Annotated in this window: 22 protein-coding genes and 1 pseudogene; 14 read left to right on the forward strand and 9 right to left on the reverse strand. The window is 58.7% G+C overall.

Annotation, left to right across the window (positions count from 1 at the left end; genetic code table 11):
- Window positions 1-70 precede the first annotated feature (70 nt).
- Both HU754_RS00095 and HU754_RS00100 read right to left on the reverse strand, forming a co-directional pair.
- Window positions 71-1,213 (reverse strand): MFS transporter, encoded by a 1,143-nt coding sequence (locus HU754_RS00095; protein WP_099757511.1) that lies wholly within the window; start codon window positions 1,211-1,213, stop codon window positions 71-73.
- 188 nt (window positions 1,214-1,401) lie between these two features.
- On the reverse strand, window positions 1,402-2,895 hold the full coding sequence (locus tag HU754_RS00100) for an aldehyde dehydrogenase (protein WP_186620157.1): 1,494 nt from the start codon (window positions 2,893-2,895) through the stop codon (window positions 1,402-1,404).
- A gap of 238 nt (window positions 2,896-3,133) precedes the next feature.
- On the opposite strand from HU754_RS00100, the gene HU754_RS00105 reads away from it, so the two are divergent.
- Together HU754_RS00105 and HU754_RS00110 are read left to right on the forward strand one after the other, a co-directional pair.
- Entirely contained in the window at window positions 3,134-3,496 is a 363-nt protein-coding gene (locus HU754_RS00105; RefSeq protein WP_093429667.1) for a cupin domain-containing protein, read from the forward strand.
- A gap of 232 nt (window positions 3,497-3,728) precedes the next feature.
- On the forward strand, window positions 3,729-3,932 hold the full coding sequence (locus HU754_RS00110) for a hypothetical protein (RefSeq protein WP_186620158.1): 204 nt from the start codon (window positions 3,729-3,731) through the stop codon (window positions 3,930-3,932).
- A gap of 147 nt (window positions 3,933-4,079) precedes the next feature.
- Here the strand turns inward: HU754_RS00110 and rpmG are convergent, their stop codons facing one another.
- Complete coding sequence (rpmG, locus tag HU754_RS00115; RefSeq protein ID WP_003177274.1) at window positions 4,080-4,235, reverse strand: 50S ribosomal protein L33; 156 nt, start codon at window positions 4,233-4,235, stop codon at window positions 4,080-4,082.
- Window positions 4,236-4,246: 11 nt separating this feature from the next.
- Window positions 4,247-4,480, reverse strand: a complete 234-nt coding sequence (gene rpmB, locus HU754_RS00120) for a 50S ribosomal protein L28 (protein WP_007920377.1) — start codon at window positions 4,478-4,480, stop codon at window positions 4,247-4,249.
- 448 nt (window positions 4,481-4,928) lie between these two features.
- Between rpmB and HU754_RS00125 the strand changes: the two genes are divergently transcribed.
- Window positions 4,929-6,515, forward strand: a complete 1,587-nt coding sequence (locus HU754_RS00125) for an ABC transporter substrate-binding protein (RefSeq protein ID WP_186620160.1) — start codon at window positions 4,929-4,931, stop codon at window positions 6,513-6,515.
- Between the two features lie 133 nt (window positions 6,516-6,648).
- Here HU754_RS00125 and radC read toward each other — a convergent pair whose 3' ends face one another.
- Complete coding sequence (radC, locus tag HU754_RS00130) at window positions 6,649-7,323, reverse strand: RadC family protein (RefSeq protein WP_093429665.1); 675 nt, start codon at window positions 7,321-7,323, stop codon at window positions 6,649-6,651.
- 135 nt (window positions 7,324-7,458) lie between these two features.
- Between radC and coaBC the strand changes: the two genes are divergently transcribed.
- The 4 genes and pseudogenes from coaBC (at window position 7,459) to argB (ending at window position 11,700) form a co-directional block, all read left to right on the forward strand.
- Window positions 7,459-8,667, forward strand: coding sequence for a bifunctional phosphopantothenoylcysteine decarboxylase/phosphopantothenate--cysteine ligase CoaBC (gene coaBC / locus HU754_RS00135; RefSeq protein WP_007920365.1), 1,209 nt, complete (start codon window positions 7,459-7,461; stop codon window positions 8,665-8,667).
- Between the two features lie 5 nt (window positions 8,668-8,672).
- Window positions 8,673-9,128 (forward strand): dUTP diphosphatase, encoded by a 456-nt coding sequence (dut, locus tag HU754_RS00140; protein WP_038359240.1) that lies wholly within the window; start codon window positions 8,673-8,675, stop codon window positions 9,126-9,128.
- Window positions 9,129-9,400: 272 nt separating this feature from the next.
- Window positions 9,401-10,777: pseudogene (locus tag HU754_RS00145) on the forward strand (phosphomannomutase/phosphoglucomutase); the annotation flags it as partial.
- 17 nt (window positions 10,778-10,794) lie between these two features.
- Window positions 10,795-11,700: an acetylglutamate kinase gene (argB, locus tag HU754_RS00150; protein WP_186620162.1), complete on the forward strand. Its 906-nt coding sequence runs from the start codon at window positions 10,795-10,797 to the stop codon at window positions 11,698-11,700.
- 167 nt (window positions 11,701-11,867) lie between these two features.
- Here argB and pyrE read toward each other — a convergent pair whose 3' ends face one another.
- Window positions 11,868-12,512, reverse strand: a complete 645-nt coding sequence (gene pyrE, locus HU754_RS00155; protein ID WP_008078597.1) for an orotate phosphoribosyltransferase — start codon at window positions 12,510-12,512, stop codon at window positions 11,868-11,870.
- A gap of 82 nt (window positions 12,513-12,594) precedes the next feature.
- On the opposite strand from pyrE, the gene crc reads away from it, so the two are divergent.
- Complete coding sequence (crc, locus tag HU754_RS00160; RefSeq protein WP_007920349.1) at window positions 12,595-13,374, forward strand: catabolite repression control protein Crc; 780 nt, start codon at window positions 12,595-12,597, stop codon at window positions 13,372-13,374.
- Between the two features lie 79 nt (window positions 13,375-13,453).
- Here crc and gltS read toward each other — a convergent pair whose 3' ends face one another.
- The 3 genes from gltS to rph form a co-directional block, all read right to left on the reverse strand.
- A complete protein-coding gene (gene gltS / locus HU754_RS00165) occupies window positions 13,454-14,665 on the reverse strand; it encodes a sodium/glutamate symporter (RefSeq protein ID WP_186620164.1) in 1,212 nt (403 codons plus the stop codon).
- 357 nt (window positions 14,666-15,022) lie between these two features.
- Complete coding sequence (locus tag HU754_RS00170; protein WP_007920344.1) at window positions 15,023-15,391, reverse strand: DUF4870 domain-containing protein; 369 nt, start codon at window positions 15,389-15,391, stop codon at window positions 15,023-15,025.
- Window positions 15,392-15,419: 28 nt separating this feature from the next.
- On the reverse strand, window positions 15,420-16,142 hold the full coding sequence (rph, locus tag HU754_RS00175; RefSeq protein ID WP_016985814.1) for a ribonuclease PH: 723 nt from the start codon (window positions 16,140-16,142) through the stop codon (window positions 15,420-15,422).
- A 270-nt stretch (window positions 16,143-16,412) separates the two neighbouring features.
- Between rph and HU754_RS00180 the strand changes: the two genes are divergently transcribed.
- The 6 genes from HU754_RS00180 to HU754_RS00205 all read left to right on the forward strand — a co-directional run bounded on the left by HU754_RS00180 (window position 16,413) and on the right by HU754_RS00205 (window position 21,717).
- Window positions 16,413-17,276 (forward strand): YicC/YloC family endoribonuclease, encoded by an 864-nt coding sequence (locus HU754_RS00180; RefSeq protein WP_093429970.1) that lies wholly within the window; start codon window positions 16,413-16,415, stop codon window positions 17,274-17,276.
- Between the two features lie 12 nt (window positions 17,277-17,288).
- Window positions 17,289-17,909 (forward strand): guanylate kinase, encoded by a 621-nt coding sequence (gene gmk / locus HU754_RS00185; RefSeq protein WP_008078609.1) that lies wholly within the window; start codon window positions 17,289-17,291, stop codon window positions 17,907-17,909.
- Window positions 17,910-18,077: 168 nt separating this feature from the next.
- Window positions 18,078-18,341 carry a DNA-directed RNA polymerase subunit omega gene (gene rpoZ / locus HU754_RS00190; RefSeq protein WP_008030604.1) on the forward strand — a complete coding sequence of 88 codons (264 nt, stop codon included), beginning with the start codon at window positions 18,078-18,080 and terminating at the stop codon, window positions 18,339-18,341.
- A gap of 57 nt (window positions 18,342-18,398) precedes the next feature.
- The gene (gene spoT / locus HU754_RS00195; protein WP_064589822.1) at window positions 18,399-20,504 is read left to right on the forward strand and encodes a bifunctional GTP diphosphokinase/guanosine-3',5'-bis pyrophosphate 3'-pyrophosphohydrolase; all 2,106 of its coding nucleotides are present in this window, start codon (window positions 18,399-18,401) and stop codon (window positions 20,502-20,504) included.
- A gap of 24 nt (window positions 20,505-20,528) precedes the next feature.
- Window positions 20,529-20,909 carry a RidA family protein gene (locus HU754_RS00200; RefSeq protein ID WP_003229509.1) on the forward strand — a complete coding sequence of 127 codons (381 nt, stop codon included), beginning with the start codon at window positions 20,529-20,531 and terminating at the stop codon, window positions 20,907-20,909.
- A 67-nt stretch (window positions 20,910-20,976) separates the two neighbouring features.
- The gene (locus HU754_RS00205; RefSeq protein WP_099757516.1) at window positions 20,977-21,717 is read left to right on the forward strand and encodes a putative periplasmic lipoprotein; all 741 of its coding nucleotides are present in this window, start codon (window positions 20,977-20,979) and stop codon (window positions 21,715-21,717) included.
- Window positions 21,718-21,853: the final 136 nt, after the last annotated feature.

A 21,853-nucleotide genomic window follows, 5' to 3' on the forward strand; every position in this document is an offset into this window, starting at 1 on the left:
CCTGCGGCAGCTCCTACAGTTCAAATGCATTCCCCCCGCAAGAGCTGCCGAAGGCTGCGATCCTTTGACCTTAAGCCGTTTGCACCGTACCGAATGCACCTTGCCGCATCAGCAGAATCACCAGTCCAAACGCCCCAACCGCCATCAGCAGCGGCAACGCATGTCCGCTGATCCACTGACTGCCCGCCCCCGCCATCAGAGGCCCGATCAAACAGCCAACCCCCCACAGCTGCGCAATATGCGCATTGGCCCGCACCAGAGCATCGTCACGATAACGCTCGCCAATCAGGATCAGTGACAGGGTAAACAGCCCGCCGGCGCTGGCACCGAACAGCACCCACAGCGGCCAGATCAACAGCGTGTCGATCAACATTGGAATCGCCAGGCTCGACAGCATCAGGATCACTGCGCACCCGGTGAACAGGGTGCGCCGCGACAGATAATCGGCCAGCGCACCAATCGGCAGTTGCAGCAGCGCATCACCCACCACCACCGTGCTGACCATCGCCAGCGCAATCTCGGCAGTGAAGCCCTGTTGCAGGCAATACACCGGCAGTAACGTCAGGATCATCGCCTCGAATGCGGCGAACAACGACACCGCCCAGGCAATCGCCGGCAACTCACGGGCGAAGCCCCACAACTCCTTGAACGTTACGCTGCTGGCTTCACTGCTCGGAGCACCGCTGCGGCCCAGCAAAAGCAATGGCGACAGCAACAGCAAAGCGACACCGACCCAGAAACCATAATCATGCTCGGTACCCAGCGCGCCCAACAGCAACGGACCCGACAGCTGGCTCAACGCATAGCTGCTGCCATACAGCGCCACCAGCCGCCCGCGCCAGTTCTCGACCACCAGTTGATTGATCCAGCTCTCGCCGAGGATGAACACGATGGTCAGGATCACCCCGATCATCAGCCGTAGCACCAGCCAGATCGGGTAGCTCGGCAGCAACGCCAACAGACCGATCGACAGCGCCCCGGCCCACAGGCACAGGCGCATCAGGTTCGCCGTGCCGAAACGTGCCGCCAGATGGCTGGAAATCTTCGCGCCCAACAACACGCCAATCGCTGGCATCGCTGCCATTACACCGATGGCAAAGGAACCGTAACCCCAGCCTTCCAGGCGCAACGACACCAACGGCATGCTGACCCCCAGGGCCAGGCCGACACTCAAGACAGACGCCAACACGGCGAAATACGTCGCCCACCGCATGTTCCACGCTCCTGTGGATTATTTTTATGTGCACCACAAAACCAATGTGGGAGCGAGCTTGCTCGCGAATGCGGCTGCACATTCAGCACATGGGCTGACTGATACACCGCTTTCGCGAGCAGGCTCGCTCCCACAGGGATCTGCCTCGTCTGGAAGATCTGCTCTTGCGAACAGACCCTCCTAACGGCTTACAGCTTGATCCACGTCGCTTTCAGCTCGGTGTACTTGTCGAACGCGTGCAGCGATTTGTCGCGACCGTTACCCGACTGTTTGAAGCCGCCGAATGGTGCGGTCATATCACCACCATCGTACTGGTTAACCCACACGCTGCCGGCCCGCAGTGCCTTGGCGGTCAGATGCGCCTTGGAGATGTCCTGGGTCCATACCGCAGCGGCCAGGCCATACGGCGTGTCGTTGGCGATCTGGATCGCTTCTTCAGCCGTATCGAAAGCGATGACCGACAGCACCGGGCCGAAGATCTCTTCCTGAGCGATCTTCATCGCGTTGCTCACGCCATCGAAGATCGTTGGCTCAACATAGGTACCACCGGTTTCCTGGAGAATGCGCTTGCCGCCGGCGACCAGTTTGGCGCCATCGGTATGACCGGATTCGATGTACGACAGCACGGTGTTCATCTGCTGAGTGTCGACCAGCGCACCGACGTTGGTCGCCGGATCCAGCGGATTGCCCGGCTTCCAGGTTTTCAGCGCCTCGATCACCATCGGCAGGAATGTGTCCTTGATCGAACGCTCGACCAGCAGACGCGAACCGGCGGTGCAGACTTCGCCCTGGTTGAAGGCGATGGCGCTGGCAGCGGATTCGGCAGCGGCTTGTAGATCCGGCGCATCGGCAAAGACGATGTTCGGGCTCTTGCCGCCGGCTTCCAGCCAGACGCGTTTCATATTCGATTCGCCGGAGTAGATCATCAGTTGCTTGGCGATTTTGGTCGAACCGGTGAACACCAGCGTGTCGACATCGTTGTGCAGGGCCAGCGCCTTGCCGACGGTGTGACCGTAGCCCGGCAGCACGTTGAGCACGCCTTTCGGAATACCGGCCTCAACAGCCAGTGCAGCGATGCGGATGGCGGTCAGCGGGGATTTTTCCGATGGTTTGAGGATCACCGAGTTACCGGTCGACAGCGCCGGGCCGAGTTTCCAGCAGGCCATCATCAGCGGAAAGTTCCACGGCACGATGGCACCGACGACACCCACTGGCTCGCGGGTCACCAGGCCCAGTTGGTCGTGCGGCGTGGCCGCCACTTCATCGTAGATCTTGTCGATCGCTTCACCGCTCCAGCTCAGCGCTTGCGCCGCACCCGGAACGTCGATGTACAGCGAATCGCTGATCGGCTTGCCCATGTCGAGGGTTTCGAGCAGGGCCAGTTCTTCGGCGTGCTGCTTCAGCAGGCCGGCAAAACGAATCATGGTGGCTTTGCGTTTGGTCGGTGCCAGACGCGACCAGACGCCGGAGTTGAACGTGGCGCGAGCGTTTTCCACGGCGCGCTGGGCATCGGCGGCGTCACAGCTGGCGATCTTGCCGAGCAGACGGCCATCGACCGGGCTGATGCACTCGAAGGTCTCGCCGGAGACGGCGTCGGTGTATTCGCCATTGAGGTAGGCGCGGCCCTCGATTTTCAGATCGCGGGCGCGTTGTTCCCAGTCGGTACGAGTCAGGGTGGTCATTTAAGTGTCCTCCTCTTGTTGAATACGAGCGCCGCGCGATCGTCGCCAGCGTCCTCAAAAATTCTGCCCGGCCAGCCTGCATTTCGGCCCAAGGCACCCGCCACCCTAAACCAGCGGCCGGGGTTGTTTCAATATATTTGACATAAGGCAGTCATACGGCCTTGCGGTGTTGATTTTAATCAACATAGACTTTGACCCTTTCCAGCCAATCGCGCCGTATTCACGGGGGATAACAACAATGAACATCCAGAACGTCGTCGACATCAGCCTGACCAGCAGCGAAGCCGAACGCTATCGCCCGGACCCGGCGAAAGTACTGAAGGGTGATCCTGAGCAAGCGGTGTTTCATCAATACGACAGCCCGTGTGGGCAGATGGGCGTTGGCGTGTGGGAAGGTGCGGTGGGTCAGTGGACGGTGAATTACACCGAGCATGAATACTGCGAGATTTTACAGGGCGTGTCGGTGCTGCGTGACGGCGAGGGCAATGCCAAGACGTTGCGCGTTGGCGACCGGTTTGTGATTCCGGCAGGGTTTCGGGGCACTTGGGAAGTGCTGGAGGCTTGCCGCAAGATCTATGTGATCTTTGAACAGAAGGCTTGAGGATTTTCGCTGATTTCGCCTACCTCTTCGCGAGCAGGCAGCACGAAAAACCGAAAAAACAAAAAAGGCCCGTATCGCGAGATACGGGCCTTTTTATCAGAGGCACCTTCTGCGGGAACCTCGCTCCGCGTGAAAAAATCTCACCCGATATACATATGTACCGCACAAGGACAATGCGTGAAGCACAGCATGGGCGTCCCTAAGGACATTTTCTAATTTCAAGGATTAACCCATGACTGACAATGATGCCGCCCAGCCACTCAAGTTTCTGGTCGGAAGTTCGCTCAACGAACGACTAATGGAATTCATCCGCGGAGCTAACGCGTGCAAAGGCTTCCCGTTCGATTTCTCGATTCCGGAAAACAAAGAAATTAACGTCGTAGTCGATGATCAGGGGACCATTCAAGACCTGGTTTTATCTGACACTTCCGACTAATCAGCGTAACGCCGAAAAGGTCCGCGTCGAAAGACACGGATCTTTTTTTCATCCGCTGGAACGGCTCAGCGGGCATGGCAATTCATGCCAACAAAAAAGGCCCGTATCGTGAGATACGGGCCTTTTTTGTAAGTCGGGAAAAATCAATTACTTGATTTTGCCTTCCTTGTAGATCACGTGCTTGCGAACAACCGGATCATATTTCTTGATCTCGATTTTGTCCGGGGTAGTACGCTTGTTCTTGTCGGTAGTGTAGAAGTGACCAGTACCGGCGCTCGAGATCAAACGAATCAATTCACGCATGATTAGCTCCCTTAAATCTTGCCATCGCGGCGAAGTTCGGCGAGCACGACAGTGATGCCACGCTTGTCGATGATACGCATGCCTTTGGCAGATACGCGCAGACGCACAAAACGTTTCTCTTCTTCAACCCAGAAGCGGTGATGCTGCAGGTTCGGCAGGAAACGACGACGGGTTTTGTTGTTTGCGTGGGAAATGTTATTCCCAGTCACCGGACCCTTACCGGTAACTTGACATACTCTCGACATGCCTCAGCCCTCTAAAACCACATGCCCAACCCGGCATGGGTTGGCCGCTTAATCTCTCAGTCATTTGGCGCCAGGCGCCGCGTTTCTTTAGAGGTCTTACCGGCTACACCTACAGTGAAGGAACCGGGCCCCTAGAAAAGAGCGCTGCTTTATACCAGAAAGACTTCGGAGCAACAACATTCGGTGTGCACACAATCCACAAAAAGGCGCTTTTTCAGCCTGCGAACGCCTTGGATAAAGGCTGGCATCGATTTTTACCACTCGTCGCAGAAAATCGTCCATACGGGCGATTCAGACTTTTTACCGCGCACCGCGGTCTGAAAAACCGCCATCACTGTGCCCCGAAAATGCAAAAAGGGGATAGTCATTTGTAATCCAGACCTCTAGGGTAGGCCTTTTCCAGACTGCACTTGCAGATGGGCCTTCGATCTGTAAAAGGAAACCGACCATGCGCCTCGCTGCCCTACCCCTGTTGCTCGCCCCGCTCCTGCTGAGCCCCCTGGCCCAGGCCGCCGCGCTGAGCGTCTGCACCGAGGCCAGCCCTGAGGGTTTCGACGTGGTGCAGTACAACTCGCTGACCACCACCAACGCCTCGGCCGACGTGCTGATGAACCGTCTGGTTGAATTCGACACCGCCAGCGGCAAAGTCGTGCCGAGCCTGGCCGACAGCTGGGAAGTCAGCACCGATGGTCTGACGTATGTCTTCAAGCTACACCCGCAGGTGAAGTTTCATACGACTTACTACTTCAAGCCGAGCCGTGAGCTGACCGCAGAAGACGTCAAATTCAGCTTCGACCGCATGCTTGACCCGGCCAACCCGTGGCACAAAGTTGCCCAGAGCGGCTTCCCCCATGCGCAATCGATGCAGTTGCCAGCGCTAATCAAGAAGATCGACGCACTCGATCCGCTGACCGTGCGCTTCACCCTTGATCACCCGGACTCGACCTTCCTGGCAACCCTGAGCATGGGCTTCGCCTCGATCTACTCCGCCGAATACGCCGACAAATTGATGAAGACCAACGCCACGGACAAGCTCAACAGCCAGCCGATCGGTACCGGCCCGTTTGTGTTCAATCGCTTCCAGAAAGACGCGGCGATTCGCTACAAGGCCAACCCGGATTACTTCGGCGGTAAGCCTTCGGTAGACCCGTTGATCTTCGCCATCACCCCGGACGCCAACGTGCGCCTGCAAAAGCTACGACGCAACGAATGCCAGATCGCCCTGTCGCCAAAACCGTTGGACGTACAGGCCGCGCTGAAAGAGCCGACACTAAAAGTCGAAAAGACTGACGCGTTCATGACCGCTTTCGTTGGCATCAACAGCCAGCATCCGCCGCTGGACAAGCCAGAGGTGCGTCAGGCCATCAACCTCGCCTTCGACAAGGCCAACTACATCAAGGCGGTGTTCGAAGACACCGCCGAAGCGGCCAATGGCCCTTACCCACCGAACACCTGGAGTTATGCGAAGAACCTGCCGGGTTACCCGCATGACGTGGCCAAAGCCAAGGCGCTGATGGCCAAGGCCGGCTTGAAAGACGGCTTCCAGACCACCATCTGGACGCGTCCTTCGGGCAGCCTGCTCAACCCGAACCCAAGCCTCGGTGCACAGTTGTTGCAATCGGATCTGGCGGAAATCGGTATTCAGGCGGAAATCCGCGTGATCGAGTGGGGCGAACTGATTCGCCGCGCCAAGGCGGGCGAGCATGACCTGCTGTTCATGGGCTGGGCCGGCGACAACGGCGACCCGGACAACTTCCTCACGCCGCAGTTTTCCTGCGCCGCAGTCAAATCGGGCACCAACTTTGCGCGCTACTGCAATGCCGATCTGGACAAGCTGATCAGCGCCGGCAAGACCACCAGCGAACAAGGCGTCCGGACCAAGTTGTATGAGCAGGCGCAGGCGCAGATTCAACAGCAGGCGTTGTGGCTGCCGCTGGCGCATCCGACCGCTTATGCGCTGACACGTAAGGACGTGCAGGGTTACTCGGTAAGCCCCTTTGGCCGCCAGGACTATTCGAAGGTAAACTTGAAATAACCTGCCCGGCACATCACCTGTAGGAGTGAGCCTGCTCGCGATGGCGTCATTTCAGTCAACCCATTCGGTGACTGGAAAATTGCTATCGCGAGCAGGCTCACTCCTACAGGGGTTTAGCGTTTGTCCCTGAGAACTACATCCAGCCACACTCCGCCATCGACAACGGCTCACCATCACCAACGATGAAGTGATCGAGTACCCGCACGTCAATCAGCTCCAGTGCCTTTTGCAGGCGTTTGGTCAGCAGCCGATCTGCCTGACTGGGGTCAGTGTTCCCCGATGGATGGTTGTGGCACAGGATCAACGCAGCGGCGTTATTGGCCAAACATCGCTTCACAACCTCGCGTGGATGCACGCTGGTGTTGTCGATTGAGCCGCGAAACAGTATCTCGAAATTCAGTACTTGATGTTTGGAGTCGAGAAACAGGCAACCAAACACCTCATGCGGTTCGTGACGCAGCATCGATTTCAGATAATCGCGAACGACCTGAGGGTTTTCCAGGGCTGGTTTCTGCCGTGATTTCTCAGCCAGATGCCGCCTGTTCATTTCCTGAGCAGCTTGCAGTTGCGCAAACTTCGCCGGCCCGAGCCCCAATTGTTTGCTGAATTCGTCCTGATCGGCCTCAAGCAGCAAACGCAGGCTGCCGAATTGAGTCAACAGATTGCGCGCCAGATCCACAGCACTTAGTCCGGGCAATCCGGTGCGCAGAAAAATCGCCAGCAACTCAGCGTCTGAAAGGCTCGCTGCCCCGTGTTCCAACAACCTTTCCCGCGGACGTTCCGCCGCAGGCCAATCGCGAATACTCATAGCACTTCCCTGTCTGTGGGCGCCGCTGTTCCGTAGCGGTCGCTGTGATATCGTAGCCCATCTTTTTTGCGGGCGAATTCACCCTGGGGAGGGGGTTTCGCCACGTATGTCACCCACGAAATGAAAGGCAGACCTATGCAGCGGCTGTATCGGAAACGCATCGTGCTCGGCGTCGGCGGCGGCATCGCGGCCTACAAGAGCGCCGATCTGGTTCGTCGCCTGATCGATCAGGGTGCCGAAGTACGCGTGGTCATGACCCATGGCGGCGCCGAGTTCATCACCCCGCTGACCATGCAAGCGCTGTCCGGCCACCCGGTCCACCTCGACTTGCTCGACCCGGCTGCCGAAGCCGCGATGGGCCACATCGAGCTGGCGAAATGGGCCGATCTGGTACTGATCGCCCCGGCCACTGCCGACCTGATCGCCCGCCTGGCCCAAGGCATCGCCAACGATTTGCTGACCACCCTGGTGCTGGCCACCGACGCCGTTGTGGCAGTCGCGCCGGCAATGAATCAGGCGATGTGGCGTGATCCGGCGACCCAGGCCAACCTGCAACTCCTGGAAAGCCGTGGCCTGAAGACCTTCGGCCCGGCCTCGGGTAGCCAGGCCTGCGGCGACGTCGGCATGGGCCGCATGATGGAGGCCACCGACCTCGCACAATGCGCGGCGGACTGTTTCCAGCGCCAGGCGCTGACCGGCAAACACGTCGTCATCACCGCCGGCCCGACTCAGGAAAACATCGACCCGGTTCGCTACATCACCAACCACAGCTCCGGCAAAATGGGCTTCGCCCTCGCTGAAGCCGCAGTTGAGGCCGGCGCCCGCGTCACGCTGATCAGCGGCCCGGTGCACCTGCCGACACCGGATCGCGTCACGCGTATCGACGTGGTCAGCGCCCGCGACATGCTCGCGGCTTGCGAGTCGGCGATCCCGTGTGACGTGTTCATCGCCTCGGCAGCCGTTGCGGACTACCGCCCGGAAGTCGTCGCCCCGCAAAAACTCAAGAAAGATCCTACGAGCGGTGACGGCTTCGTCCTGCAAATGGTGCGTAACCCGGACATCCTGGCCACCATCGCGACCCGTCCCGACCGTCCGTTCAGTGTCGGTTTCGCCGCCGAGACCGAACACCTGCTCGACTACGCTGCACGCAAGCTGAAAGACAAGAATCTCGATTTGATCGTCGCCAACGACGTCGCCAACCCGAGCATCGGTTTCAACAGCGAAGAAAACGCCTGCAGCGTGATTGACCGTGCGCTGCACGCCACGGTTTTCGCCCAGACCAGCAAGAGCAAGATCGCTCGCCAACTGGTCACCTTTATCGCCGAACGTCTGAACCAGGTTTAATTTACATGCACGCTTTGCAAGCCAAGATCCTCGACCCACGCATCGGTACCGATTTCCCGCTGCCGCAATACGCCACCCCGGGTTCCGCCGGCCTCGACCTGCGCGCCATGCTGGATCAGGACATCGTGATCAAGCCGGGTGAAACCGTGCTGATCCCCACCGGTCTGTCGGTTTACATCGGCGACCCGAACCTCGCCGCGCTGATCCTGCCGCGCTCGGGCATGGGCCATAAGCACGGCATCGTGCTGGGCAACCTCGTGGGTCTGATTGACTCGGATTATCAGGGCCCACTGATGGTGTCTTGCTGGAACCGTGGCCAGACCGACTTCACCATGACCGTCGGCGAACGTCTGGCGCAACTGGTGCTGGTGCCAGTGGTGCAGGCGCACTTCGAAATGGTTGAAGAGTTCGTCGAAACCGAACGCGGCACCGGCGGATTTGGCCACACCGGCACCAAGTAACCAGCACTGATACGTCTCTGTAGGAGCAGCCTTCGGCAGCTCCTACAGGGAAAATTTGTGCATTTTCAGCGGCAGGTTTTCACACCGTAAATCAAGGTTTTGCCGGCCGAAAGCCACGCCCGCCGAGGCGTCATGGCCCTTTCATACCACGAACTCTCCGTGGAAAACGCCGTCATACCCTTCAGTTTGAGCCTGCCGTCGAACGATTCGTCGGTCTGTCCCGCCACTTTCGAGATGGAGCATTTCCGTAGATGAGCACCCCAGCCAAGATCGCCCCGAAGCTGCCCGACAGCATTTTCCGCGCCTATGACATTCGCGGCACCGTGCCGGAATTCCTCAATGCCGAAACCGCTTACTGGATCGGCCGCGCCATCGGTTCGCAGAGCCTGGCCCAAGGTGAACCGAACGTTTCCGTCGGTCGCGACGGCCGCCTGTCCGGCCCGGAGCTGGTTGCAGAACTGATTCGCGGCATCGCCGAAAGCGGCTGCCACGTCAGCGATGTCGGCCTGGTGCCAACGCCTGCGCTGTACTACGCCGCCAACGTCCTGGCCGGCAAATCCGGGGTGATGCTCACCGGCAGCCACAACCCGTCGAACTACAACGGTTTCAAGATCGTCATCGCCGGCGACACCCTCGCCAACGAACAGATCCAGGCCCTGCACGAGCGCCTGAAGAGCAACAACTTGAGCAGCGGCACCGGCAGTGTCACTCAGGTCGAGATCCTCGACCGCTATAACACCGAAATCGTCCAGGACATTAAACTGGCACGGCGCCTGAAAGTCGTGGTCGACTGCGGCAACGGCGCGGCCGGTGTGATCGCCCCACAACTGATCGAAGCGCTGAATTGCGAAGTCATCCCGCTGTTCTGCGAGGTCGATGGCAACTTCCCCAACCACCACCCGGATCCGGGCAAGCCTGAGAACCTCGTCGACCTGATCGCCAAGGTCAAGGAAACCAACGCCGATATCGGCCTGGCTTTCGACGGCGACGGCGACCGCGTCGGTGTAGTGACCAACACCGGCAGCATCGTTTATCCCGACCGCCTGCTGATGCTGTTCGCCCGTGACGTGGTCGCGCGCAACCCGGACGCGGAAATCATCTTCGACGTCAAATGCACCCGCCGCCTGGTGCCGCTGATCAAGGAATACGGTGGTCGTCCGCTAATGTGGAAGACCGGTCATTCGTTGATCAAAAAGAAAATGAAACAATCCGGAGCGCTATTGGCCGGGGAAATGAGCGGGCACATCTTCTTCAAGGAGCGCTGGTTCGGTTTCGACGACGGTATCTACAGCGCCGCACGGCTGCTGGAGATCCTCAGCAAGGAAAAATCCACCGCGGAAGAGCTGTTTGCGACGTTCCCGAACGATATTTCTACGCCGGAAATCAATATCCATGTGACCGAAGAGAGCAAATTCAGCATCATTGATGCACTGCACGACGCACAGTGGGGCGCAGGCGCTGACCTGACCACCATCGACGGCGTGCGAGTCGATTACGCCAAAGGCTGGGGCCTGGTGCGCGCGTCCAACACCACACCGGTGCTGGTGCTGCGCTTCGAGGCCGATGACGAGGCTGAATTGCAACGCATCAAGGATGTATTCCACGCCCAATTGAAACGCGTTGCACCTGATCTCCAACTACCGTTCTGATCCACCCGGAGCCCTGAATGACCCTCGAACGCGAAGCCGCCGCCCATACCGCCCAGGTCCTGTCCGAAGCGTTGCCTTACATCCGACGTTATGTCGGCAAGACCCTGGTGATCAAATACGGCGGCAACGCGATGGAAAGCGAGGAGCTGAAAACCGGCTTTGCGCGCGACATCGTCTTGATGAAAGCCGTGGGCATCAACCCGGTCGTGGTTCACGGTGGCGGCCCGCAGATCGGCGATCTGCTCAAGCGTCTGTCGATCGAAAGCCACTTCGTCGATGGTATGCGCGTCACCGACGCCGCGACCATGGATGTGGTGGAAATGGTCCTTGGCGGCCAGGTCAACAAAAGCATCGTTAACCTGATCAACCGTCACGGCGGCAGCGCCATCGGCCTGACCGGTAAAGACGCCGGGCTGATTCGTGCGAGGAAGCTCACCGTCACCCGTCAGACGCCGGAGATGACTCAACCGGAAATCATCGACATCGGTCAGGTCGGCGAAGTGGTCGGGATCAATACCGAACTGCTGAACCTGCTGGTCAAAGGCAACTTCATCCCGGTGATCGCGCCGATCGGCGTGGGTGAGAACGGCGAGTCGTACAACATCAACGCGGATCTGGTGGCTGGTAAAGTCGCCGAGGCACTGAAAGCCGAGAAGCTGATGTTGCTGACCAATATTGCCGGCCTGATGGACAAGTCGGGCACCGTGTTGACCGGCCTGAGCACGCAGCAGGTCGACGACCTGATCGCCGACGGCACTATCTACGGCGGTATGCTGCCGAAGATCCGTTGTGCACTGGAAGCGGTTCAGGGCGGCGTGGGCAGCTCGCTGATCATCGACGGCCGCGTGCCGAACGCGATCCTGCTGGAAATCTTCACCGACACCGGTGTGGGCACGCTGATCAGCAATCGCAAGCGTCCGTAAGCGAAAGCGCAAAAAAAAAGACCCCGCTCAGCCTGACTGAGCGGGGTCTTTTTTTGCCGGTAATTCCTGTGGGAGCGAGCCTGCTCGCGAAAGCGGTCTCTGCATCACATCAATGTTAAATGTGAAGGCCTCTTCGCGAGCAGGCTCGCTCCCACAGTGTTCCGCCGCTAGACGCCGAATTGTGCGCGGTAGGCTTCTACGGCTGGCAGGTGTTGCTTGAGCTGCGGATCATCGGCAAGGAATTCCAGCACCTGATTCAGCGAAACAATGCTGATCACCGGGATACCGAAATCACGCTCGACTTCTTGAATGGCCGACAATTCACCGTTGCCACGTTCCTGACGGTTCAGCGCAATCAGCACGCCCGCAGCCTTGGCACCGTCCTGGGAAGCGATGATCTGCATCACTTCGCGGATTGCTGTACCCGCCGTGATTACGTCATCAATGATCAGCACATCGCCAGTCAGCGGCGCGCCGACCAGGCTGCCGCCTTCGCCGTGGGCCTTGGCTTCCTTGCGGTTGAAGCACCACGGCAGATCACGGTCGTGGTGCTCGGCCAGTGCCACAGCGGTGGTTGCCGCCAACGGGATGCCTTTGTAGGCCGGGCCGAACAGAACGTCGAAAGGAATGCCGCTCTCAGCGATGGCTGCCGCGTAGAAACGCCCCAGCTGCGCCAGGGCCGAACCCGAGTTGAACAGGCCGGCATTGAAGAAGTAAGGACTGGTGCGCCCGGACTTCAGGGTGAACTCACCGAAGCGCAAAACGCCGCGATCGATGGCAAAACGAATGAAATCGCGCTGATACGCTTGCATGAAAAAAACCCCAAATACCACGGATTTAGCTAATTAGCTTGACGCCGTGTATCATACACGCACGCGATTTTTGGGGCCATTTATGCGGATCATCAGTGTGAACGTCAATGGTATTCAGGCTGCAGTCGAGCGTGGTTTGCTCAGTTGGCTGCAAGCACAGAATGCCGACGTCATCTGCCTGCAGGACACCCGTGCCTCCGCCTTTGAACTGGATGACCCAGCCTTCCAACTGGATGGCTACTTCCTTTATGCCTGCGATGCTGAAGTCCCTGCCCAAGGCGGCGTGGCTTTGTATTCGCGGTTGCAACCGAAGGCTGTCATCAGCGGTCTCGGTTTCGAGACGGCCGACCGCTACGGGCGCTACCTGCAAGCAGATTTCGACAAAGTCAGTATTGCCACCTTGCTGCTTCCTTCGGGGATGAACGGCGATGAGGACTTGAACCAGAAGTTCAAGCTCATGGACGACTTCGGCAAGTACCTGGACAAACAGCGGCGCAAACGTCGCGAGTACATTTATTGTGGCTCGCTGTACGTGGCGCAGCAGAAGCTCGACATCAAGAACTGGCGCGACAGCCAGCAATCCCCGGGCTTCCTGGCGCCAGAACGCGCTTGGATGGACGAGATTGTTGGCAACATGGGCTACGTCGATGCCCTGCGCGAAGTCAGCCGCGAAGGCGACCAGTACAGCTGGTGGCCGGACAACGAACAGGCCGAGATGCTCAATCTCGGCTGGCGGTTTGACTACCAGATCCTGACCCCGGGCCTGCGGCGCTTCGTGCGCAGTGCTCGCCTGCCGCGTCAGCCACGGTTCTCGCAGCACGCACCGCTGATCGTCGACTACGACTGGACGCTGACCATCTAAGCGCTTTTTCTAAGTAAAAAAATGCCCGTATCGCAGGATACGGGCATTTTTTGTGCCTCAGCGCCAAGCCGATTCGGACTCAGACAGCAGCAAAGAACGGTAAGGCCAGGTAGAGCTTGATCACGACGACATTAATGATATCGATGAAAAACGCTCCGACCATCGGCACCACCAGAAAGGCAATCTGCGACGGCCCATAACGCTGCGTCACTGCCTGCATATTGGCGATCGCCGTCGGCGTCGCACCCAATCCGAAACCGCAGTGCCCTGCCGCCAGCACGGCCGCGTCGTAGTTGCGCCCCATCATCCGGAATGTCACGAAAATCGCGAACAACGCCATGACCAGCGCCTGCACTGCCAGGATGATGAAGATGGGCAGCGCCAATGCTGCCAGATCCCACAGTTTGAGCGACATCAGGGCAATCGCCAGAAACAGCGACAAGCTGACATTGCCCAGCACCGACACCTCACGCTCGAACACCTGATACAGACCCAACGCCGAAAGCCCGTTGCGCAAGACCACGCCAACAAACAGAACACAAACGAACGTCGGCAACTCGAATGCGGTGCCCTGCAGCAGGCCGTTCAACAGATTGCCGGCCAGCAAACTGACCGCGATCAGGGCGAGTGTTTCTATAAACGAAAACGGGGTAATCGAGCGTTCTTTGTTTGGTTGCTCGAAGCCTTTCGGCAACCGCAGCGGTGCATCCGGACTCTGACAACCGGGCACCTGCACTCGCTTGATGAGCAAGCGCGCGACTGGTCCGCCGATCAAACCACCCAGCACCAGGCCAAACGTAGCGGAAGCCATCGCCAGCTCCGACGCAGATGCCAGACCGTATTTCTCACTGAATACCGTACCCCACGCGGCACCGGTGCCGTGACCGCCCGCCAAGGTGATCGATCCGGTCAGCAGTCCCATCAATGGATCAAGCCCGAGCATTGTTGCCAGCCCGATCCCCATCGCATTCTGCACCACCAACAATCCGGTAACTGCCAACAGAAATATCCCGACAACGCGCCCGCCTTTCTTCAAGCTGGCAAAGTCTGCACTTAGACCAATGGTGGCAAAAAAGGCCAGCATCAAAGGTGTCTGCAGCGAAGTATCGAAACGAATTTCAATATTTAGCGTTCGCAGCAGCAACAAGATCAAGGCAACTACCAGGCCACCCGCGACCGGTTCAGGGATATTGTAACTGCGCATGAAACCAACACGCATAACGAGCCCGCGTCCTAGCAGAAGGACTAAAGAGGCGGCCACAAGTGTTCCGTAAAAATCGAGCTGAATCATTGGGATTATTCTTGGCTATATATTCAGAGGCGAGCTGTTTACCTGCACGCGCCTCATGAACCGGCTGATTGTCTCAACACTGATTACTCGGAAATTCAATAGCCTTCGATGGCTTGAATATATCTTAATATTTCAGGAGAAATATTATCCGAGCAACTTTAACAATCGTCGCCTTTGATTCCAAGGCCATGAATCCTAACTAAGCCGATGCAGTTGTGACTAAAAGTGTATATACAGAAAGAGTATCGACCGATCATCGCGATCAGATCATTCCTACCCATAATAACGATTAATTTTGTTGCATTAATAAAATGCCCTGACAGGTCAGGGCATTTGTTTTAAAACTTTTCGAGCGCCTTATTTGATCAGCCGCCAGGTAAACGGATATCGGTAAGGAAAACCTTCATTGGCCTTCACACCGGCGATGATGGTCAATACCAGCGCACCGATGGCCAGTATCCCCAACAGGAAGAACCCGATGATCAGCACCATCAGCAGGAAACAGATCAACGAGGCGATGGCGACGGTGATCTGAAAATTCAGCGCCTCCTTGCCTTGAGCGTCGATGAACGGGTCCGTTTCGCGCTTCATCTGCCAGAGGATCAACGGCCCGATCAGATTGCCGAACGGGATCCAGATCCCCAGCAAGGCCGACAAGTGACAAAACATCGCCCACTGGCGAACCTCCTGGCTCGGTTTGGGCAGCAATTCTTGTTCGTCACTCATCGCGTCCTCCTTGCGGTTATGAACCTGCTCAGTCGGCCAGTGCAGCCTTTTGCAGTTCGAAGATTTCGTTCATGCCTTGCTTGGCCAGTTCCAGCATGGCGTTCAAGTCTTCAGGCTGGAACGGCGCGCCTTCAGCCGTGCCCTGCACCTCGATGAAGCCACCGGTGCTGGTCATCACCACGTTGAGGTCAGTCTCGGCGGCGGAATCTTCAAGATAGTCCAGATCCAGCACAGCCTCGCCCTGATACATGCCGACCGACACGGCACCGATCATCTGCTTGAGCGGATCGCCACCCTTCAGGCCGCCACGCTTCTTGATTACTTTCAGTGCATCAACCAGTGCAACCATGGCGCCGGTGATCGAAGCCGTGCGAGTACCACCGTCGGCCTGGATCACGTCGCAGTCGACGTACAGGGTCACATCGCCCAGCTTGGACATGTCCAGCGCGGCGCGCAGGGAACGACCGATCAGGCGCTGGATTTCCAAGGTGCGACCGCCCTGCTTGCCACGGCTCGCTTCACGCTGGTTACGCTCGCCAGTAGCGCGCGGCAGCATGCCGTATTCGGCAGTCAACCAGCCTTGGCCCTGACCCTTGAGGAAACGCGGCACGCCGTTTTCGACGCTGACGGTGCAGATGACTTTGGTATCACCGAATTCGACCAGTACGGATCCCTCGGCGTGTTTGGTGTAGTTGCGGGTAATGCGGATCGAGCGGAGCTGATCGGCAGCGCGACCACTTGGACGTTTCATAGGAATACCTGTACTGGGGACGGAAAACTGCCGAGCATTATAGAGCGCTGCACCGCGCGTGGGCACTCGTTAAAAATCCAGCCCGACGATCGAAGGTCCTGAAACACCCGTTACCGACGGGATGCAGCCCTTTGTCACACCGTGTGTTTGGGCGCATTCGCCGCACTGCGCTACAATCCTGCGCCTTTGCTGCCAGTCGGCTTAAATTCATACATATCGCGCCTGCGGAACACAGGTTTCGCGCCGATCTGCATTTGCGAGGTCACCGCCATGGTGCACAGCATGACCGCCTTCGCCCGCGTCGAAAAAGCCGGCGCACAGGGCACCCTGAGCTGGGAACTGCGCTCGGTGAACAGCCGCTATCTGGAACCCCACCTGCGCCTGCCGGAGTCGTTTCGCGACCTCGAAGGCGCGGTGCGTGAAGCGCTGCGTCAGGGCCTGTCGCGGGGCAAACTGGAATGCACCCTGCGTTTCACCGAAGAAAGCACCGGCAAAACCCTGCAAGTCGATCGCGAGCGCGCCGCGCAGCTGGTTGCTGCAGCCGAGACCGTTGCCGGGCTGATCAAAAACCCTGCCGCACTCAACCCGCTGGAAGTGCTGGCCTGGCCCGGCGTACTGGTGGGCGATGCGAGCGACCCGCAGGCGCTGAATGCCGACGCACTGGCGCTGTTCAATCAAGGCCTGAAAGAGTTGAAGGCCGGCCGCGAGCGCGAAGGCGCGGAGCTGGCACGCCTGATCAACGAGCGTCTGACCTCCATCGAAGAGGACGTCGTGACCCTGCGCGAACTGGTGCCGCAAATGCTTGCGACCCAGCGCCAGAAAGTCCTCGATCGCTTCGCCGACATGAAGGCCGAACTGGATCCGCAGCGTCTCGAACAGGAAATGGTCATCCTCGCGCAAAAGAGCGACGTGGCCGAAGAACTGGATCGCTTGAGCACCCACATCATCGAAGTGCGCCGGGTGCTCAAATCCGGTGGTGCCGCCGGTCGGCGCCTGGACTTCCTGATGCAGGAACTCAACCGCGAAGCCAACACACTGGGCTCCAAGGCCTTCGACCCGCGCAGCACCCAAGCCGCCGTCAACCTCAAGGTGTTGATCGAGCAGATGCGCGAACAAGTGCAGAATATTGAGTAAGGCTACCCCGACATGACCCACAGCACCGGCACCCTGTACATCATTTCCGCGCCATCGGGCGCGGGCAAGAGCAGTCTGGTCAAGGCGTTGACCGATGCCATACCGGAAATTCGCGTTTCGGTTTCCCACACCACCCGCGCCATGCGTCCGGGTGAAGTGGACGGCGTGAACTATCACTTCGTGACCCGCGAAGAGTTCGTGAAGATGGGCGAGCATGGCGACTTCCTCGAACGCGCCGAAGTCTTCGGCAACTTCTACGGTACCTCGCAAAGCCGCCTGCAGCAGACGCTGGACGAAGGTCACGACCTGATTCTGGAAATCGACTGGCAAGGCGCCGAGCAAGTGCGCAAGCTGATGCCGCAAGCACGCTCGATCTTTATCCTGCCGCCGTCGCTTCAGGCCCTGCACCAACGCCTGACCAATCGCGGTCAGGATAGCGATGAGATCATTGACGGACGAATGCGCGAAGCGGTCAGCGAGATGAGTCACTATGTCGAATACGACTACCTGATCATCAACGACGATTTTGCTCATGCACTGGACGATCTGAAGGCGATTTTCCGCGCCAATCAGCTGCAACAGAAACGCCAGCAAGTGCGTTTCGGCAAATTGCTGGCTGAATTGCTCGGCTAAATCAGCACTTCCCAAAATGCCTGCAAGCGCTTTACATTGGTGCTTGCAGCGCGTTGAAGGGTCTGGTCAAAAAATCAGCGCTTCCCTAATCGCTGGTGATTTTTTAAACTGCTCAGTCCGCTCGCCCAACCGGGCAGCGCGCATATTGCATTCGCTCCGAGGAATACCATGGCCCGCGTAACCGTTGAAGACTGCCTAGAACACGTGGAAAACCGCTTTGAGCTGGTCATGCTCTCTACCAAGCGTGCCCGTCAACTGGCCACCGGCGGCAAAGAGCCATTGGTGCAGTGGGAAAACGACAAGCCGACCGTTGTCGCGCTGCGTGAAATTGCTGAAGGCCTGATGAGCTACGAGTTCATCGCCGAGCAGGAAATCGTCCAGGATGAACCGCTGTTCGCAGCGTTCGAGGACGAGTCGAACGAGGCCGTCTAAGCCTATGCCTGGTCGACGTAGCACGGCGCGGGGTCACAGCTTTCGGCAGGATTCATCATGCCGAGCATAGACGCCCTCGCCGATCGCTTATCGACCTACCTCGGCAACGACCAGGTCAACCTGGTCCGCCGAGCGTATTTCTACGCCGAACAAGCCCATGACGGTCAACGCCGTCGCAGTGGCGAGGCGTACGTCACGCATCCTCTTGCCGTGGCCAATATTCTTGCCGACATGCACATGGACCATCAGAGCCTGATGGCCGCGATGCTGCATGACGTGATCGAAGACACCGGTATCGCCAAGGAAGCGCTGCAAGCGCAGTTCGGTGAAACCGTGGCCGAACTGGTCGACGGGGTCAGCAAACTGACCCAGATGAATTTCGAGACCAAGGCCGAAGCCCAGGCGGAAAACTTCCAGAAAATGGCCATGGCGATGGCGCGCGACATCCGGGTGATCCTGGTAAAACTCGCCGACCGTCTGCACAACATGCGCACGCTGGAAGTGCTGTCCGGCGAAAAGCGCCGACGCATCGCCAAGGAAACCCTCGAGATCTACGCACCCATCGCCAACCGGCTGGGCATGCACGCGATCCGCATCGAGTTCGAAGACCTTGGCTTCAAGGCCATGCACCCGATGCGTTCCGCGCGGATCTACCAAGCGGTCAAACGCGCCCGGGGCAACCGCAAGGAAATCGTCAACAAGATCGAAGAATCCCTCGGCCATTGCCTCGCCATTGATGGCATCCAGGGTGAAGTCAGCGGTCGCCAGAAACACCTCTACGGCATCTACAAGAAAATGCGCGGCAAGCGTCGGGCCTTCAACGAGATCATGGACGTCTATGCGTTCCGGATCATCGTCGACAAGGTCGATACCTGCTACCGCGTACTGGGTGCTGTGCATAATTTGTACAAACCGTTGCCCGGACGCTTCAAGGATTACATCGCGATCCCCAAGGCCAACGGCTATCAGTCGCTGCACACCACGCTGTTCGGCATGCACGGTGTACCGATCGAGATCCAGATCCGTACCCGCGAAATGGAAGAGATGGCCAACAACGGCATCGCCGCCCATTGGCTGTACAAGTCCAGCGGCGACGAGCAGCCCAAAGGCACTCATGCCCGCGCTCGCCAGTGGGTCAAAGGCGTGCTGGAAATGCAGCAACGCGCCGGCAACTCGCTGGAATTCATCGAGAGCGTGAAGATCGACCTGTTCCCGGACGAGGTCTACGTATTCACGCCAAAAGGCCGGATCATGGAGCTGCCAAAAGGCTCCACGGCGGTCGACTTTGCCTACGCGGTACACACCGATGTCGGCAACAGCTGCATCGCCTGCCGGATCAATCGTCGTCTCGCGCCGCTGTCGGAACCGCTGCAAAGCGGCTCCACGGTCGAGATCGTCAGCGCCCCCGGCGCACGGCCAAATCCGGCGTGGCTCAACTTCGTCGTTACCGGCAAGGCGCGCACGCACATTCGTCATGCGTTGAAACTGCAACGCCGTTCGGAGTCCATCAGTCTCGGCGAACGTCTGCTGAACAAGGTCCTCAACGGTTTCGACAGCGCGCTGGAAAAGATTCCGGCCGAGCGCGTCAAAGCGATGCTTACCGAATACCGTCTCGAACTGATCGAAGACCTGCTCGAAGACATTGGCTTGGGCAATCGCATGGCCTACGTGGTCGCCCGCCGCCTGCTTGGCGAAGGCGAACAACTGCCGAGCCCGGAAGGCCCGCTGGCGATTCGCGGCACCGAAGGCCTGGTGCTCAGTTACGCCAAGTGCTGCACGCCGATCCCGGGCGACCCGATTGTCGGGCACCTGTCGGCGGGCAAAGGCATGGTCGTGCACCTGGACAACTGCCGCAACATCAGCGAAATCAGGCACAACCCGGAAAAATGCATCCAGCTCTCGTGGGCCAAGGATGTCACCGGCGAATTCAACGTCGAACTGCGCGTCGAGCTGGAACACCAGCGCGGCCTGATCGCCCTGCTGGCCAGCAGCGTCAACGCAGCCGACGGCAATATCGAGAAAATCAGCATGGACGAACGCGATGGTCGCATCAGCGTGGTCCAGTTGGTGGTCAGCGTTCACGACCGTGTGCACCTGGCCCGCGTGATCAAGAAGCTGCGCGCCTTGACCGGGGTGATCCGCATCACCCGCATGCGTGCATAACTCAACCATTACAAGGAGTCATACATGACCAAGACTGTTATCACCAGCGACAAGGCCCCGGCCGCCATCGGCACTTACTCCCAGGCGATCAAGGCAGGCAACACCGTTTACATGTCGGGTCAGATTCCTCTGGACCCAAAAACCATGGAACTGGTTGAAGGCTTCGAAGCCCAGACCGTCCAGGTGTTCGAGAACCTCAAAGCCGTGGCTGAAGCCGCTGGCGGTTCGTTCAAGGACATCGTCAAACTGAACATCTTCCTCACCGACCTGAGCCACTTCGCCAAGGTCAACGAGATCATGGGCAAGTACTTCGACCAGCCATACCCGGCCCGCGCCGCCATCGGCGTAGCTGCCCTGCCAAAGGGTTCGCAGGTTGAAATGGATGCCATTCTGGTCATCGAGTGATGCGCACGGCGCGGCCTTCAAACGCCGCGCCGACTGCTGCAAGAAAAGGTTTTGAAAGGATTCCACCATGCGCAAAGCGCTAGCTCTCCCGCTGCTCGCCATTTTCCTCGGCGGCTGCGCCAGCAACCCTGCCGACCGTGACATCAGCGGCACCTGGATCAACCAGGTGGCGATCGATGCCGCAGCCAAGGGCGGCCCCCTGCGCGAAGCGCTTCAGGCTTACGGCCCGAACCTTGAGTGGGACGTCAACACCAAGGCCGGTCAGGCCCGCTACACCAACGGTTTTGAGAACGTCGAAGGGCGGCTGCTGGGCGAGAAATCCGGCGCCTGGAAAGTCGACTTCTATGGCAGCTCCGCCAGCGAGCTGAAACGCGACGGCGGGCAACTGCAGCAAGCCGCCAGCGAGAACGAACCCGAGCAACTTTTCGACCGCGCACAGATCCCGGTGCCGGAAGGCGCACCAATCGGCGCCAGCTTCGAACGTGCGCTGTATTCCGCCTACATGGGCGGCAGCTGGACAATCGCCAGTGGTCAGGGCGAAGGCAGCACCGTGCAGTTCCAGGCTGACGGCCAGGTTTCCGGTTTGCCGGGCGCCGACCGTTATGCCTTGTGCCTGGCGGGCGATTGCGCTTCGATGAGCAGCACCAACGACAACATGTGGTTGCAGCTCAACGGTCAGGGCAATGCCTACATCTTTGCGCGCAAGGGCAAGGAACTGGAGATTTTCCAGGCGGTGAACACCGCGCTGGCGGATGAAATGCCGCAATACACGCCGGGCGAGCGTAAGTGGTTGCTGGAGAAGCAGTAACCCGGACCTCAATTCGCAGAAATCACCTGTAGGAGTGAGCCTGCTCGCGATAGCGGTGTAACAGTCAGCATAAGTGTTGAATGTTAGACCGCTATCGCGAGCAGGCTCACTCCTACAGTTGTTTTGGGGTGTCAGG

Origin of the sequence: Pseudomonas zeae (genome assembly GCF_014268485.2) — a bacterium.
In the GTDB taxonomy this organism is placed as follows: Bacteria; Pseudomonadota; Gammaproteobacteria; order Pseudomonadales; family Pseudomonadaceae; genus Aquipseudomonas; species Aquipseudomonas neuropathica.

Bases quoted from the DNA above. Each gene is read 5' to 3' on its own strand.
- HU754_RS00095 (WP_099757511.1), bottom strand. From the start codon at position 1,213: ATGCGGTGGGCGACGTATTTCGCCGTGTTGGCGTCTGTCTTGAGTGTC.
- HU754_RS00100 (WP_186620157.1), bottom strand. From the start codon at position 2,895: ATGACCACCCTGACTCGTACCGACTGGGAACAACGCGCCCGCGATCTG.
- HU754_RS00105 (WP_093429667.1), top strand. From the start codon at position 3,134: ATGAACATCCAGAACGTCGTCGACATCAGCCTGACCAGCAGCGAAGCC.
- HU754_RS00110 (WP_186620158.1), top strand. From the start codon at position 3,729: ATGACTGACAATGATGCCGCCCAGCCACTCAAGTTTCTGGTCGGAAGT.
- rpmG (WP_003177274.1), bottom strand. From the start codon at position 4,235: ATGCGTGAATTGATTCGTTTGATCTCGAGCGCCGGTACTGGTCACTTC.
- rpmB (WP_007920377.1), bottom strand. From the start codon at position 4,480: ATGTCGAGAGTATGTCAAGTTACCGGTAAGGGTCCGGTGACTGGGAAT.
- HU754_RS00125 (WP_186620160.1), top strand. From the start codon at position 4,929: ATGCGCCTCGCTGCCCTACCCCTGTTGCTCGCCCCGCTCCTGCTGAGC.
- radC (WP_093429665.1), bottom strand. From the start codon at position 7,323: ATGAGTATTCGCGATTGGCCTGCGGCGGAACGTCCGCGGGAAAGGTTG.
- coaBC (WP_007920365.1), top strand. From the start codon at position 7,459: ATGCAGCGGCTGTATCGGAAACGCATCGTGCTCGGCGTCGGCGGCGGC.
- dut (WP_038359240.1), top strand. From the start codon at position 8,673: ATGCACGCTTTGCAAGCCAAGATCCTCGACCCACGCATCGGTACCGAT.
- argB (WP_186620162.1), top strand. From the start codon at position 10,795: ATGACCCTCGAACGCGAAGCCGCCGCCCATACCGCCCAGGTCCTGTCC.
- pyrE (WP_008078597.1), bottom strand. From the start codon at position 12,512: ATGCAAGCGTATCAGCGCGATTTCATTCGTTTTGCCATCGATCGCGGC.
- crc (WP_007920349.1), top strand. From the start codon at position 12,595: ATGCGGATCATCAGTGTGAACGTCAATGGTATTCAGGCTGCAGTCGAG.
- gltS (WP_186620164.1), bottom strand. From the start codon at position 14,665: ATGATTCAGCTCGATTTTTACGGAACACTTGTGGCCGCCTCTTTAGTC.
- HU754_RS00170 (WP_007920344.1), bottom strand. From the start codon at position 15,391: ATGAGTGACGAACAAGAATTGCTGCCCAAACCGAGCCAGGAGGTTCGC.
- rph (WP_016985814.1), bottom strand. From the start codon at position 16,142: ATGAAACGTCCAAGTGGTCGCGCTGCCGATCAGCTCCGCTCGATCCGC.
- HU754_RS00180 (WP_093429970.1), top strand. From the start codon at position 16,413: ATGGTGCACAGCATGACCGCCTTCGCCCGCGTCGAAAAAGCCGGCGCA.
- gmk (WP_008078609.1), top strand. From the start codon at position 17,289: ATGACCCACAGCACCGGCACCCTGTACATCATTTCCGCGCCATCGGGC.
- rpoZ (WP_008030604.1), top strand. From the start codon at position 18,078: ATGGCCCGCGTAACCGTTGAAGACTGCCTAGAACACGTGGAAAACCGC.
- spoT (WP_064589822.1), top strand. From the start codon at position 18,399: ATGCCGAGCATAGACGCCCTCGCCGATCGCTTATCGACCTACCTCGGC.
- HU754_RS00200 (WP_003229509.1), top strand. From the start codon at position 20,529: ATGACCAAGACTGTTATCACCAGCGACAAGGCCCCGGCCGCCATCGGC.
- HU754_RS00205 (WP_099757516.1), top strand. From the start codon at position 20,977: ATGCGCAAAGCGCTAGCTCTCCCGCTGCTCGCCATTTTCCTCGGCGGC.